Consider the following 14,945-nt stretch of genomic DNA (forward strand, 5'->3'; position numbering starts at 1 on the left):
AAATGGCCGTCAGCAGCAGGGTTGGATTACTTTTCACAGCACAGGGAGTTGCCCTCAGATTCTTTGTGAGTATTGAGATTAAAGCAGCGTATCTTTCGCACAATAAATACTGCTCATGCCCGGCGCACTGTAGCAACTCAGTTCATCTTGCAATATGGCTGCAGGAAGAGCGAATCCGGTTTGGCCATTGACTTTAACCGTGCTTTGATTGGCGTTGATATGATGGGAGATCTCGGAGCCGTTACTGAGTGTCCAATAGGTATCAAAATCACTGGTATTGGCACAGACCGAGATGGAGCAACTGACCGGCGTTGTCTCACCTTGCTCAAACACAATGCATTGCGCCTGCATTTCACCACAACCAGCGTTCGCTGATGCCGAAACGATGAGGCAACACAGCAGAGTGAGGGATAAATGGGTTAAGCTTTTCATTGTTCACCTTACGTCTCTTACGATATGAGTCTGTTATTGTGCGAGCTACTAAGGCGACCAAAATGATGCAGCGATGCAGGATTTTTTGACGGATACGAAATGCAGGCGACCCGGGGGCTGAAGACAGGTGCGGTAGACATCTGTCTTCAGCATACAAGTTTACAGAATGCGGGCGCAACCGCGAAAAATCACGGTTGGCAATTGCGATGTGCCACATCGCAGCGAATGACAGATTGCTCCTGGATTAAACCGGCTAAGTGCTTTCGGCTTTCCAGATAATGCGGTGTCAGTTTGTGCGCCGCCAGTGCTTCTTCGCCGGTGTAGATTTCATAGAGGTAAAAACTGTGGTCATCTTCCTGAGCTGACAATACGTCGAACACCAGACAGCCTTCTTCATTTGCAACCGACGCTCTGGCATTTTCCTTCATGATGGCGAGGTACTGATCCCTAAACCCTGGTTTCACTGAATTTTTCACAATAATACAAAACATAAAGTGCACATCCTGTTTGTCGGTTTGGATAACAATTGGTTCTTCATTTGAACTTTCATCCGTACATTGTATACAATGATGTAAATAATTGCACACGGAGTGGCTGAATATGATTGAGAGACCAGCACTATTGAACGGATTGCGACATTTAGCGTTAGCTGTCTATCCCTTTGAAGAGTGTATCCGTTTTTATACAGAGATACTGGGGATGGAAGTGCTCAGAAAAGCGAGCGATAACCTGATTTACCTGAGCTGCGGTAACGACAATTTGTCGCTGAGCCGGGCATATGAACCCCAGGAGAATCACAATCAGTCGCTTGACCATTTTGGTTTTATTGTCGACAGCAAAGACGATCTGGAAGCCTGGTTCGAGTTCCTTCAAGCCAAAGGTGTACCGCTATTAGATACGCCGCATGATCACAGTGATGGTGCACGCAGCTTTCATTGCACGGATCCGGCCGGCAATGTGGTTCAGCCGATTTATCACCCTGCGGTTTCAGGCCAGCGATTGCGCTAGAAACGGAATAAACCCAACGTAACCGGTGAGGCGACGTTGGGTACAGTTTTATTTCTGACTCAGTAAATAATCCAGAATTTCAACGACTTGAATCGGGGTTGTGGCCCATGCCTTTGCGCTGGCATCTACTTCTTTGAGCGGGTGGACAATCTCTTCGCTGTGCAGCGTGATGTAGGGTTTGTCGAGTGCGGCACAGTATCCGGCATCAAAGGCGGCATTCCACTGCTTGTATTGATCACCAAAACGGATAACAGCCATGTCGCATTGCTTGATCAGTTTCTGTATGCGGATGGCATTGACCTTGGCTGATTTATGATCACGCCAGAAATGGTTTGATTCCGCTCCTAAGCCATCTCCGGCGGCGTCGCTGCTGTCATGATCTGTGACAGCGGAAGTAAACACGATATTGAGATCTTTCGCCTCACAGCCTTTAATGATTTGTTCCCGCCAGTCGGTGTGAATTTCACCAGAAAGATAGACATTCCAGGTCATTGCTTACTCCTTTGTGCCTGTCTCAGCCACTGAGGTATACGCAGGACAGAGACAAAAAATGAATGGTTTTCCATGACATTGTACACAAAGTTAATCTTTATTGCACACCGATAGGGCGATGGGTATCAGAAGTAGCTTGGAGAGGTGCACAGAGTGATGTCTGTCGACCGGTTGATGAACATGCAATGGCTTTCGCGGCTGACTCGCTCAAAACCGAGTTGTTCATAAAATGCGGTGTCGATATCGCTATGAAGAAACACTGTTGTTGTCGCTGTGGTGGAAAAAAGATGACGGAGCATGCCAAGAATCAGCCGACTGGCACAGCCTTGACGGCGATAAGCAGGGGACGTTGCTATCGATCCTATACCAGCTTGTCCGTCTTCAAGGCCAAACTGATGACGATACAGGATGAGTGACGCAACGGGCATGCCTTTGTCTTCCAGCACATACCATTCTCCTTTGGCGTATTTCCGGCTGCTTTGACAAGCAGCAAGATACTCCGCCTGGGGCATTTTACCGCCCCAGGCATCAAAGCCCATCATATACAGTGCGTCCATTTCGGACTCAGTGGCTTGTCTGAATTGCATTCGTTGTTGTTCTGTTCAGTGGTGATGTGGCATATCTGAGATCAGCGAAAGCAAAACTCAGCCCAACGACTCAGGCCTGCAGTGACCGAACCAAAATAGTCTCCCGCCACGATCGGCACACCCGGCAGGCGTTGTTCAATTAACTGGCGCAGCATGGGGGAGCGGGCACTGCCACCTGTCATAAAGATAACGTCCGGCGCGCATTCAGCCTGAGACAAGGCTTCATTGATCAGAGCGCTGATTTTCTCTGCGCTGCTGCTGACCGCTGCAGCCAGTTCCTGATTTGTACAGCTGACTGGCAGTGTTTCCTGCCCGATGCGGATCTCAGTGCTGGCGCTGGCTGCATCAGATAACGCAATTTTCAGCAGCTCTGCTTCACGCACCAGCTGATGGCCTAAGGTATGGTGATAGACCTGCAGCAGTCTTTGCAACAAAGCAGGCTCTGCGGAATCCCGCACGAGTTGCTGCAGCACGGCTAAGTTCGCGCTGGCGTAAAAATCACTTTGCGCGGCCACATTGTTGATCGCCACCGGGTTCCAGAACTGGCTGATTGGCGCTGCCAACCCACGCTGGTTGGTGCTGTGTTTGCCAAACAGGGGCATGATACGTTCGAAGGCGAGGGCGATATCCAGATCGTTTCCGCCAACCCGGCTGCCGCTGTGGGCCAGTAATCCTTCCGTTCTGTCTGCTTTATTGAGCCAGCCAGGTCCCATTTGCAGAACAGAGCAGTCGGTGGTACCACCACCAATATCGACCACCAGAACGGTTTTGTCTTCTTGCAGCTGACTTTCGTATTCCAGCCCGGCAGCCACAGGTTCAAACTGAAATTCGATTGCTTTGAAGCCCGCGCGCATTGCCGCCCGGCGCAGAATCGTTTCGGCCTGCTGGTTCGCTTTCGTTCCGCCTGTACCCTGAAAGTTGACAGGGCGCCCGATCACAGCATGGGTGATGGCCTCACCGCACTGGCTTTCACTCCGGTGTTTAATGTTTGCCATCATGGCACAGACCAGATCTTCAAACAGGCTCAGCTGGATGTCCTGTAGACCGGAAGCACCCAGAAAAGATTTGGGTGATTTGACGTAATACACTTCATCGGGATCATTGAGGTAGGTTTCCAGTGCCTGCTGACCAAACTGTAGGGCGTGCGCATCAACAATGATGTCATCGTCTTTGTTGGCGGAGATTGAGCGGCGGAGTAACTGCTCACCAATTTTATCAGCGGGTTTGATGTCGTAGTGACGAAACAGCGCCTCGCTGACGGCCTCGCGGGTCGGTGCCGCAAGGGCTGACGGGATGAAAAAGCTGTCGCCTTCAAGGGGAAGCAACTTTGGTTGACCATTCTCCATCATCGCCACTGCGCAGTTGGCTGTGCCGTAGTCGAAACCTATGTACATACTTCCTCCTGACCACTAAAAAGCCGACCAGTGTACGAAAATTTCGGCCTAAGACAAGAAAAGGAAGCGCCGATCGCAAGAATGCCTGCTGCGTTTCGCAAAATGGCTTCTAGCGATAAAGTTTGCGGAAGAATTTTGATGTGAGTGTGTAGTCGTAGCGAAGCTGAATTAACGAATAAATTAATGTAGAACCGGCCACAGTTCCCCAGGGATAGAAGAAAAAGAGGATGCAGCCAAACAGCATCGTGGCTTTTTCAGCCCAGGGATGACGGATGAGCAGCCCGTATCCGGCTGTGAGGTGAAGCACGATCATCAGTACAGCCAGCAGCACCATAGAGAAATTGTTGGTTTCGATGTTCATGATGCCGTCGATGGCGGCCTGGAATCCTGAAACGATCCCCCAGATCAGCCAGATAATCGCGTAAAGGGCATGAAAACCAATCGCCAGTCTGAATTTGAGTGAGTATTTTGAATGCAGAGAATCCTGAGGCTGTGCCTGATCACCCTCAGTACATTTTTTACACATTTCTACCGGAGTACCGTCAGGTTTATCCAGCGTTCGAACACCGCATTGTACGCAGTACATTATTGACGCACCACTTGCCTGTTTATCACTTCGCATTTTAATGCGATAGCCATAGTTACTAATTTACAGATGTAAAGCTTCATGAGTTCACGACATTTCCAGTAAATATAATTTCATATAATGCCGTGTTCTTTAACATTTGAATGTCAGTTTTTCGCTTTGTATGTGAATGAAATGATGAAAATGCTGTGGGAGTCTCATTTTGATGAATTAAATGCACTGTTACATAAGGTTATGAAATTTAAGGCTTATGTAAATTAGTGTTGTCTAATAAAATTGCATGCAAGCAACAGCAGTACAATGCTCGCGCTGTTTTATGTCAAAAAAAGTATGGCAATGCATTGCCGTTATTTTCGTGCACAAAATATCGTCAGCGCAGTCTTGTTACTTTGCGGGAACACTGTTTATTCAGGCCACTTGTTTTTCAAATCAATTAATGCTGACTGACAACGATGAAAGGCATCAACAAGTGCCGGATCGAAGTGAGTGCCACTTTGTTCACGAATATAGTCAGCAGCATCTTCAACGCTCCAGGCCGGCTTGTAAGGGCGCTGGCTTGTCAGCGCATCAAAGACATCGGCAATGGCGGTGATACGTGCCTCGATGGGAATTTCCTCTGCCTGCAAACCGTAGGGATAACCTGTCCCATCCCACTTTTCATGGTGATAGACGGCGATATTTTTGGCCATCTGCATGAGTTCTGAACTGTCATTCCCAAGAATTTCAGCTCCGATCAAAGTATGGCGCTGCATCACTTGCCACTCTTCACTCGACAACGCGCCTTTCTTTTGCAGAATCTGGTCCGGGATACCAATTTTGCCGATATCATGCATGGGCGCTGCATGAAGCAGGGTTTCCGACCATGCCGGGCTGAAGCCTGCGGCTAATGCTATCGCGTGCGCATAATGACTCATGCGAATCACGTGATGACCTGTTTCGTTATCTTTGTACTCAGTTGCTCGGCTCAGTTTCTGAACGACGGAAAGCCGGGTGGATTTCAGCTCATCGATTTTGACCAGCGACAGGTGATTCTTCACCCGGGCCCGAACGACTGACGGGCTGACGGGCTTAGTGATGAAATCGACGGCACCTAATTCAAAGCCTTGTGCTTCATCTTTGGTGTCGGACAGCGCGGTTACAAAGATCACCGGAATGTGTTTGGTGTCTGCTGCCGCAGAAAGCTGCTCAATCACCTCATAGCCGGACAGGCCGGGCATCATGATATCCAGCAGGATCAGGTCGGGTTTTTCTGTGCTGGCAAGGGCAAGGGCTCGGCTGCCATCTCTGGCAAAAAGCAGCCGGTAATCCGAGGCCAGAATGTTTTTCAGCACCTGCAAATTGGCAGGTTCATCATCCACAACCAGAAGGGTTTTACGTTCATCCATGTTATGCCTCTACGGTTTGCTGGCTGACGAGAAAGTGATTCAGCAGCGTGGCTGCACGATCCAACTCAAAGTCGCTCATGGCAGATTCCACTTCCATAGCCAGTTCTGCGGGAAGCTGGGGTTTTACGGCCGAAAAAGCACAATCCGGCATCTCTCCCTGTTCCAGTTGCTGAATAATTTTGTTGATATCGTCATGGTTGAGCGCGGTTGCTGTGTGCTGTTCCGGCGCTGCAGAAAAATCCTCGACCGAAGTGAGCAACAGCGTTATGGCATTAAACATTTCACGGTATTGGGTAAACAGCGGCACGGTATTCTCATCACGTTGTAGTGCTTGTTCCAGTTTTTTCATGCAATGGTGAATAGCGGGCATACACAGGTTGCCCGTGACCCCTTTCAGACGGTGTACATGTGAGAGCGCTTTGGTCTGGCTGCCACTGAGCAAACGAGCCATAAAATCCGGGTGATGCTGAGGCTGGCTGATGAATTTCTGTATGGCGAGGAGCTGAGATTGTTCATCGCCCCAGAGCAGGCGTCCTTTCTCCAAGTCTATCAGCGTATCCTGATTGTCATTCTGTTTCTCAGAATGTAGCGGGGCCTGAGTAATAATGCCTTTCAGATAAGCAATTTCAGCTTTCAGCGCAAAAATATCAATCGGTTTGACGGCAAATCCATTCATGCCTGCGGCCAGTGCGTTACGCCTGTCTTTTTCCAGGACACTTGCCGTTAAAGCGATAATCGGCACTTCTTTTAATTGATGTTCTTTTTCGTATGCCCGGATGACTTTACTGGCTTCAAGGCCATTCAGTTCCGGCATCTGAACATCCATAAGAACGATATCTATATGCCTGGATTTGAATTTTTCTACGGCTTCAGTTCCGGTTCTGGCCGTGATTAACTGATGGTTATCCCTTTTTAATAAGCCTGTCATCAGCTCCAGATTCTGCTCGACATCGTCTGCCACCAGTATCGTCATCGGTGGTATATGGACATTTTCTGTTGTGCTTTCATCAATCTGAGCAGCTTGGCCTGCCAGAAGCGGCAGATCAACACGGAAGGTTGAGCCCTTGCCCAACTGGCTGTAGACCGTAATTTTTCCGTCCATCAGTTCAACCAGCTGTTTAGCGATCGTCGTCCCCAGTCCTGTGCCGCCAAAACGGCGGGACATGGTGCTGTCTGCCTGGGAGAAAGGCGCAAAAATGCTGTCCAGTCTGTCGGGTGCGATGCCAATCCCTGTGTCTTCTACCAGAATGGTGATCCCTTTGGTGCGGCTGGAACTGATGTCCAGTCTGACATACCCACGTTCGGTAAATTTTACCGCGTTGCTCAGTAAGTTCAGGATGATTTGCTGTACGCGAAGCGGATCACCCTGGAAAGTTTCACTGAGCTGCGGGTCGTAGCGCATTGTCAGTTCTATGCCTTTCTTGTTGGCCAGCAGCGATTGCGTGGCGATCAATTGTTCGCAGATTTGCCGAAGCGAGAAGTGGCGTGATTCAAGTTGCGTGGTGCCACTTTCCAGCTTGGCAGAGTCCAGTACATCATTGAGCAGATTCAGCAGGGTTTTCGCCGAGTTGCGAATAATGCCGAGATGCCGCTGCTGCTCCGTGCTCATTTTGCCGTCCAGCATGAGTTCTGAAAACCCGATAATGGCGTTCATCGGCGTTCGTAATTCATGGCTCATATTGGCCAGAAAAGTACTTTTGGCCTGGGCCGCAATTTCCGCTTCTTCTTTAGAACGGCGTAAATCCGCTTCCATTTGTTTTTGCTGGCTGATGTCTGTGATCACACCGACAAAGGTGCTGACGCCATTGAGTTTGGACTCGCCAATCGACAAACGAATGGGTTTCATCAGGCCATTTTTGTGTAACGCAGTCACTTCGCGGCCAATGCCAATGATGCGTGCCGTTCCGGTTTTGCGGTAATTTTCCAGATAGGAATCGTGCGCACTTTGATAGGGTTCAGGCATCAGCATACTGATGTTTCTGCCAATCACTTCACTTTCGTGATAGCCCAAAATGCGTTCAGCGGAGGCATTAAATGACAGGATAATGCCGCGGTGAGATATTTTGATAATGCCGTCAACGGCGGTATCAATCGTCGCTTTGAGCTCAGATGCGGTTTCTTCACTGCGCAGGAGTAATGAGCGGTAGCGGGTCAGGGCGTTAATCGCAGCAATGATCAGGCTCAGAGAGACGGTCACAATGGAAATTGTAATGGCCAGTAAGTAATGGCGCTGGCTGCCGGGAATAAATGCCGGATCAGGCTGGCCGACAAAACGGGTGGCTTCCATGGCGGTATAGTGCATGCCTGCAATGGCCAGGCCCATGACAACACTGGCAATCAGCTGGATCTGATAACCGGGCATTGACCTGTGCTTACGCAGGCCAAAACTGATCCATAAGGCCAGTGTGGCTAACGAGGCTGCAACTAGAATGGAAAGGCAAAATAGGACGGGATCATATTTGAGCGCCGGACCCAGTACCATTGCCGCCATGCCGATGTAGTGCATTGAGCCAATGCCCAGTCCGACGGTCACGCCACACAGCACCAGTCGCGCATGACTGATGGTTTGTTTGGTCAGTAAATGGAGTGTCACCCACGAAGCCAGAAAACTCGGTATGGCGGAAAGCAGGGTTATGCTGATGTCGTAATCCACTGTGGTACACAGTTCGAATGCCAGCATACCGATGAAATGCATGGCCCAGACACCTACGCCCAATGAGGCGGCACCTGTCAGGATATGAAGACGTCGCAATACGCGGCTATGGCTCAGTTTAGCCGACTCGGCTAAAGACAGCGCCAGTAAAGAAGCACCCACAGAGATAATTAAAGAAATGGCAATCAGTGAAAAGTCGTATTCACCAGAAACCAGAAGGCTTGGGTCTGTGCTGTCGGAGATAAAAAAACGCGAAAAGAGATCTGCAATCATGATTCATCAAAGACCAGTTATTCGCCATCAGAGACGAGTTAACCAGTTCGGGTAAATGTGTGTTGTATTTTTATGTCTTGGGCGCTCACATTATCCTGTCGGTCAGGAAGAGTAAACCATTCGTGGGTTAGTAAGTGCTAATAATCAACACAATATCAATAAATAGTCATTGCAATATGAGTTTGAGTTCTTATTTAAATCAGACAAATTTGTACAAGATTGAGATAGAGTTTTGGCGTAAAGTAACGGCTTTCATCGTTTGGATAGTAGTAAGGCAATGAAAGAAAAAGAAATATCAAAAGAAGCATCTGTTGTTTTACTGACTGGCAAGGAGAAAAGACAGCAGTTTAAACAAGGTGCAATTGCTGTGATGCCTTTATGTGTGGCCGTGATTCCCTGGGGGTTACTTGCAGGTTCCTTTGCGATTGATGCCGGGCTGGACGTGTTTCAGAGTGTGGCGATGTCAGCGATTGTATTCGCCGGGGCGGCGCAACTGGTCGCAACCGGGCTACTGAAAGCCGGGGTCGGTCTTGTGACTATCTTGCTGACCACCTTTTTCATTACCTCAAGACACTTGTTGTACAGCATCACGATGCGAAACGTGATCAGCCCGCTTCCGCTTCGCTGGCGGCTGGGGTTGGGCTTTCTTCTGACCGATGAGCTGTTTGCCTTGTGTGGCAACCAGTCTCCCCAGCGTTTTCAACCCTGGTATGCACTGGGCGCAGGACTCTGGTTTTACATCAGCTGGAACATCGCCACATTAGCTGGGATTTTCGCGGGAAAATTTATCCCGAACCTGGACAGTCTGGGCCTGGATTTTGCCATTGCCGCCACTTTTATCGCGATTGTGATGCCCGGTATTCAGCGCTGGCCCGTGTTAATCGCCGTTGTGATTGCAATGGTGATGTCGGTTTTTATGGCCGCTCTGGAAATCGAAGGCGGGCTAATGATTGCCAGTTTAGCTGCAATGGCTGGGGGATATATATCTGAACGATTGATTGGAAATAAAACAATTTATTGTCATGAAAATGTAAGAAATGGTGGTAAATAAGATGATTTGGCTCACTATAATTGCAATGACCTTAATTATTTTCGCAAGCCGATATCTATTTTTAGAACCCCGTTTGCCTATAAAACTGAACGCTCAAACTCAGCGTTTTTTAAGTTATTCAAGCCCGGCTGTATTAACAGCTATTTGGGCGCCTATAGTTTTTTTGCCTGAGAAAAATACTATAAGTATCACGTTTAGCAACCCTTATTTAATTGGGGCTGTTATAGCAATATTAATCGCTTTGAAAACAAAGAATGTTTTATTAACGGCTGTGATCAGCATGTTGGTGTTTTTTTGCGTATCATTTTTTATAAAATGAGAATTTGTTGTTTATATTATTGATTTGAATGGTTTTCTCTTTTTTGAGAAATGTGGCTTTATAAACTTAAGTTATAGTTGGTTAATCAAGCTTTATTGCTCTCAGAGCTGCCTTATTTTATTGGGTGGCTGACTTGTGCGTGGAAAAAAAAGAAGAGGTTAACCATGGCCATGCAAATACAAAAAGGCAGACAAGCTGCTCATGTCTGTGCATCTCTAAAACCGGTGAAAATAATCGGAACATCTGTTCTGGTTATCTCGGTGTTGCTTTCATTTAACTCGCAAGCGAAGAATAAAAATGAGAATGACTACGATTTACAACCCGTAGAAGAATTAGGAAAACGATTATTCTTTGAAAATATTTCCGATCCCAACCGAATGTCCTGTGCGACTTGTCACGCGCCAAACACGGGCGGTACGTACAATGTCTCTGGTGTGAATTTACATCAGGTGGCAGTGACTGGTGCCAGACCACATTTAAGGCCGCAAGACTTAGCTGATGGGCAGGAAAAAACGACGGTTAAAAATGCCGGCGGTCTGAAGCCGCCGACGAATCAATATGTTAGCTTTCTACATGACGGAGAAGCAAAAGGTCTGAAAAAACTCCAGCTGTCAGGTCAGGGGCCGTGTGTTTTTTTCCCCTGCGGAGGCGCATTCTGGAATGGTCGTGCGAATGGAGACATTGTCGAAAATACCAATTTAGTTTTTGATGCTGGCGATGCCAGCTGGCATAAAAAAGCACTTTATTCTAAGTATCTTGGTCCTCTTGCCGATCAGGCCTTTGCCAGCCCATTTTTGAACCCTGTCGAGCAAAACCATAAGAGCAAAGAAGATGTGTGCCTCCAGGTAGAGTCGACTAAATGGGGTAAAGAATTGTATTACCAGTCATGGGGTGTGAGTTTATCTTGTCAGTCTGAAGATGAATCGGCCACGGCTTTTGCACGCTTTGCTGTTGCTTTGGCGGCATGGCAAATGTCTGAAGACAATAACCGGTTTAATTCAAAACGTGATAGCGCAATAGCTGAAGATGCGAAGCATGAAGATCCGGTGGAATTTCCGTTAGCAGGTTTCACCGACCTCGAAAATGAAGGGCATGACCTGTTTTACGGTCAGGCTGGGTGTTTCATTTGCCATAACAGCAATGGTGCCAATGGAACGCACCCACTGGAGCGGTATACTGATGACAGCTATCACGCGATTGGCGTACCAAGAAACTATGAATTACCGGGTTCTCCATTACCGGATATCGGATTACATCCAACGCTGATCAATTTGGGTTTAAATCCAAATGCCAGTTTACCATTCCCCCCTTTCAATATTCAGAATGCCTTTATTGGTGCCCACAAAACACCAACACTGCGCAATGTGGATCTACGTCCGGGTAAAGGGTTTACCAAAGCGTATGCTCACAATGGCTGGTTCAAGAGTCTGGAAAGTATTGTGCACTTTTACAATACCTCAGATGTTGATGGTCAGACTGCGGCAGATTTTGGTGTGATACGTTGCCCTGCGGGTATCGTGACTGAAAAAGATGCACTGGCCAATAATTGCTGGCCTGCACCTGAAGTGCCCGATGCGCCGCTATTGACCATTGGCGGCGTAACAGGTGATCTGGGATTAAATGCTCATGAAGAAGCGGCGCTCGTTGCATATCTGAAAACACTCACTGACACCACGACAGTGGAAGCACCTAAACCCTACAAAAGTTCCAGCAACGCATCGAAAAATGGCAAGTAATTAATCGACCGATAAAAAGAAAAGCGAGATGATTATCTCGCTTTTTTTCTTCTTTATTTTGCCTTATTTTCTGGGCCCAACCGGCACCATGATGTGTTCATAAGGGGTGCCTTTCCACATCACATATGGCCCACCATTGTTGGGGTCGGTCGGAAGCGAGTCGAGTAAGGTTTTATCTGGTGTGATAATCATTAAATGTGGTCCTTCAACCACCCATTGATTATCTGCAGTTTCACCTTCCGCATAGGGGTCAGTATTACTGGCGCCGCCATCGCCAGCCAACATGTAAGATATCCCTATGGTCTTCGTCTCAACGGGTTCTTTCTTCATCCAGGCCTGTGCCCATGCCATCCACGGACCATCCATGCACATCGGGGCGGTCCCTTCGAGTTGAGGCGGGGTTGGAAAGCAGGTGTAAGCACTGGAGCCTTCTTGTAAGACATTGTTATCCCAGTCCATTACAGTAACTTTATCTCTGAGTGTAGGAGGAGCGGCACTCAAAGCATCCTCCAGCATGGCTTGTTTGTCATCGGCACTGACGATAGCAGGAATCCCTGCTGTCACAAGCAATGCCAGCGACAGATATCTGGCAAGTTTCATACCGTTATCCTTAGTCGAATGACGGTGCTGAGCAGGTTACGAGTAAAGTATAGTCGCGCTGAAACAGGATAATCATTGTGTATTCGATTGCGGTACAGATCATGCTGATGGCTGAGATTACGGTGTAAGTGCTATCCCGGCGATGCCAGTCAAGGCCACACGAACGGTTTGGCCCTGACTGGTGTGATTGCTCTGGATTGCCGTAACGTTACAGCGGTCCTCCCTGATTGAACAAATCGCCTGAGTTTGCCCAGCATTGACTGAAGGGTAAACCGGACGCTCCGACAGCCGGCAGGGTAATCAGAATGTCATCGGCGCGATTATCATTGTTGCTGTCCTGATCGAGATGGCCATTGGAAACCGTTAAGCTCGGGTGGTCGAATGGTGCTTGTGCACAGCGTACCCGCTCATCGGTTAAGGTTTTCAGGAAAGCCACTAAATCGGCTTGTTCCTGAGAGCTTAAACCCAGCGGCCCGATGTCCGGATCCAGATTGGAGCCATTACCGCCAAAACCAGAGTTATTGTCTGACTCAGTGCCTCTGCGGTTTCCTCCCCGGTTGTAGAATTCGACAACCTGCTCCAGCGTCGCGGCACCGCCACTGTGGAAATACGGTGCTGTTAACGCAATGTTCCGCAACCCGGGCGTTTTAAAGGCACCGTCGACAGCATCACGTTCCAGACCGGCGATGACCCGATCTCTTAGCGCATTGGTTTGCTGCGCGGAGTCGCAAGGGAGATCAGGAAGTACAGGAACCTCAAAGGTGCAGGGATCAACGTCAAAGGGATCGGGCGCATTATTACCGAGTAAAATATCAAAATACTGGCGGGTAAAAGACAGCGGGTTACCCCAGGGGTCAACAGCACCGACACCCAGATCCTCTTTGGTTGGCCTCACGCCAATGTTGTAGAAGCCGTTATCGTAGAGTGCAACCTGGTTGTCGCCCATGATCATTCGCTCGACAAGACCTTCTTCCTGATTCTCCGCTTGCAGGTGAATAGCGGCAGAAGTGAACTCTGGGCCTTTGTGACAGTTGACGCATTTCCCTTTATCAATGAATACCATCAGCCCTTGTTTTTCCTGTTCAGACAGCGCATTTTCATCTGGTTCAATGGCCGGTGAGCAAGAAGGTTCATGGCATCCTCTGAAACGGTCAAACGCTGTATCATCGGAAATGAGCTCCGCTTCGTAGAGCATGATGGCAATGCCCCAGAACAGAGAAAAGTTGATCTCGGTTTGGGTATAGCCCTGACTGTCACTCACCAGTACCGGTTCGCTGCCGCTGTTATCAATGACAAAGTTGCCCCGGGCTGCCCAGTATTGCGGCTCGAAAGCCATTCGAATCAACTGAGCGTAGCTGGCTCGCAAACCTTTGCCGCTGGGATGAACCAGATCAGACAGGTGGCTGTCATTGCTAGCGACATCCTGCTGTGCCAGTGGTTTCAGGCTCACAAGGCGTCGACCAAGATCGGCAAACTGTCTGCCAGCACAAGACATTTCAAAGTCGCTTAATGCAGGCCCGACAGCCTGAGATGCCAGACTGGCGTTGTTGAGATCGATCCGGACAAGTTCAGGGGTACGACCGTTCAGGACCATCACCCTCGCTTGCTCATTACGACGTCCGAACGGGTCAGTGCCGTTAAAGATATTATTGGCGCGACCATCCCAAAAGTTTCTGAAGTTAAAGACAGCATTGATGACCGTTGGGGTGTTCCTCGGCTCGACTTTTCGCGTCGCCAGGTTGGACTGAGTATGGAAAATGTTGCCTTCCGGGTCACCGCAATACTCATTCAGATCCCTGGGAATCACAGTGCCGAATGAACCATCAAAGGTGCCTGGTGATGTGGCGGAGTCATTGGTGGAGTACACAATGGCTGAATTGCGATCATCCTTATCAACCAGTTGGTGAAATGGAAAATCATCCGGGGTGAGCGTAATATTGGCCCGGGCGACTTGGTTACTTGCAGTGAAGCCCTCAGTCCCTGCCGGACCGGGGGGGACGCTGCCACCAAACTCAGTATCAGGGGCGGGATTGCGGTTGGCATCGACTCGCAGCAGGCCAGGAGTAAGAATATTGGTGATCCTGCCATCAGCCCCCGCCTTGAAGTGGCAACTGGCACAGGCTTGTCCGTCACTGCCGACCTGTTGATCCCAAAATAAGGCTTTGCCAAGTTTTATGGCAATGTTTTTGTCTCTGACAATGCCGGTTAAATCAGGTAGAGGTGCCTGAAGATTCGTGAGTGCTTCAGGAATCAAACTTTCTATTGGTTCTGGTTCTTCGGCCGGTATTTCAGATTGTGCAAAAAATACAGCCCCTAAGCTAAAACATGCAATAGTGCAACCGATCGCACCAAAGCGCATTGCTTTATTATTTTGTCCCATTATTATTCCCTCGCATTAATAAACGACAATCAATGCTTACTTCAGAGAT

Annotated in this window: 14 protein-coding genes; 4 read left to right on the forward strand and 10 right to left on the reverse strand. The window is 48.7% G+C overall.

Going from position 1 to position 14,945, the window contains the following annotated elements; all coding sequences use genetic code 11:
* Positions 1–78: 78 nt before the first annotated feature.
* Positions 79–432, reverse strand: coding sequence for a hypothetical protein (locus tag LN341_RS19345; protein WP_234205283.1), 354 nt, complete (start codon positions 430–432; stop codon positions 79–81).
* Between the two features lie 188 nt (positions 433–620).
* Complete coding sequence (locus LN341_RS19350) at positions 621–923, reverse strand: putative quinol monooxygenase (protein WP_255783127.1); 303 nt, start codon at positions 921–923, stop codon at positions 621–623.
* A gap of 109 nt (positions 924–1,032) precedes the next feature.
* Here LN341_RS19350 and LN341_RS19355 point away from each other — a divergent pair, with 109 nt between their 5' ends.
* Positions 1,033–1,440, forward strand: coding sequence for a VOC family protein (locus LN341_RS19355; protein ID WP_304622702.1), 408 nt, complete (start codon positions 1,033–1,035; stop codon positions 1,438–1,440).
* Positions 1,441–1,488: 48 nt separating this feature from the next.
* On the opposite strand, the gene LN341_RS19360 is transcribed toward LN341_RS19355, so the two are convergent.
* The 6 genes from LN341_RS19360 to LN341_RS19385 all read right to left on the reverse strand — a co-directional run bounded on the left by LN341_RS19360 (position 1,489) and on the right by LN341_RS19385 (position 8,810).
* Positions 1,489–1,932, reverse strand: coding sequence for a YtoQ family protein (locus LN341_RS19360; RefSeq protein WP_234205287.1), 444 nt, complete (start codon positions 1,930–1,932; stop codon positions 1,489–1,491).
* 125 nt (positions 1,933–2,057) lie between these two features.
* Positions 2,058–2,519: a GNAT family N-acetyltransferase gene (locus tag LN341_RS19365; RefSeq protein ID WP_046221096.1), complete on the reverse strand. Its 462-nt coding sequence runs from the start codon at positions 2,517–2,519 to the stop codon at positions 2,058–2,060.
* Between the two features lie 41 nt (positions 2,520–2,560).
* A complete protein-coding gene (gene yegD / locus LN341_RS19370) occupies positions 2,561–3,913 on the reverse strand; it encodes a molecular chaperone (protein ID WP_234205288.1) in 1,353 nt (450 codons plus the stop codon).
* Positions 3,914–4,022: 109 nt separating this feature from the next.
* Positions 4,023–4,499, reverse strand: coding sequence for a hypothetical protein (locus LN341_RS19375; protein ID WP_144409060.1), 477 nt, complete (start codon positions 4,497–4,499; stop codon positions 4,023–4,025).
* 404 nt (positions 4,500–4,903) lie between these two features.
* Complete coding sequence (locus LN341_RS19380) at positions 4,904–5,884, reverse strand: HD-GYP domain-containing protein (RefSeq protein ID WP_234205290.1); 981 nt, start codon at positions 5,882–5,884, stop codon at positions 4,904–4,906.
* A gap of 1 nt (position 5,885) precedes the next feature.
* Positions 5,886–8,810 carry an MHYT domain-containing protein gene (locus tag LN341_RS19385; protein ID WP_234205292.1) on the reverse strand — a complete coding sequence of 975 codons (2,925 nt, stop codon included), beginning with the start codon at positions 8,808–8,810 and terminating at the stop codon, positions 5,886–5,888.
* Positions 8,811–9,087: 277 nt separating this feature from the next.
* Between LN341_RS19385 and LN341_RS19390 the strand changes: the two genes are divergently transcribed.
* The 3 genes from LN341_RS19390 (at position 9,088) to LN341_RS19400 (ending at position 11,916) form a co-directional block, all read left to right on the forward strand.
* Complete coding sequence (locus LN341_RS19390; protein ID WP_234205294.1) at positions 9,088–9,861, forward strand: AzlC family ABC transporter permease; 774 nt, start codon at positions 9,088–9,090, stop codon at positions 9,859–9,861.
* A gap of 1 nt (position 9,862) precedes the next feature.
* Entirely contained in the window at positions 9,863–10,180 is a 318-nt protein-coding gene (locus LN341_RS19395; RefSeq protein ID WP_234205296.1) for an AzlD domain-containing protein, read from the forward strand.
* A gap of 164 nt (positions 10,181–10,344) precedes the next feature.
* Positions 10,345–11,916, forward strand: a complete 1,572-nt coding sequence (locus LN341_RS19400; protein ID WP_234205298.1) for a cytochrome-c peroxidase — start codon at positions 10,345–10,347, stop codon at positions 11,914–11,916.
* Between the two features lie 63 nt (positions 11,917–11,979).
* On the opposite strand, the gene LN341_RS19405 is transcribed toward LN341_RS19400, so the two are convergent.
* Positions 11,980–12,516: a hypothetical protein gene (locus LN341_RS19405; protein ID WP_046221103.1), complete on the reverse strand. Its 537-nt coding sequence runs from the start codon at positions 12,514–12,516 to the stop codon at positions 11,980–11,982.
* A gap of 208 nt (positions 12,517–12,724) precedes the next feature.
* The gene (locus LN341_RS19410; RefSeq protein WP_234205300.1) at positions 12,725–14,896 is read right to left on the reverse strand and encodes a cytochrome-c peroxidase; all 2,172 of its coding nucleotides are present in this window, start codon (positions 14,894–14,896) and stop codon (positions 12,725–12,727) included.
* Between the last annotated feature and the right edge of the window lie 49 nt (positions 14,897–14,945).

It is taken from the genome of Photobacterium sp. TLY01, from assembly GCF_021432065.1.
Classification (GTDB): domain Bacteria; phylum Pseudomonadota; class Gammaproteobacteria; order Enterobacterales; family Vibrionaceae; genus Photobacterium; species Photobacterium halotolerans_A.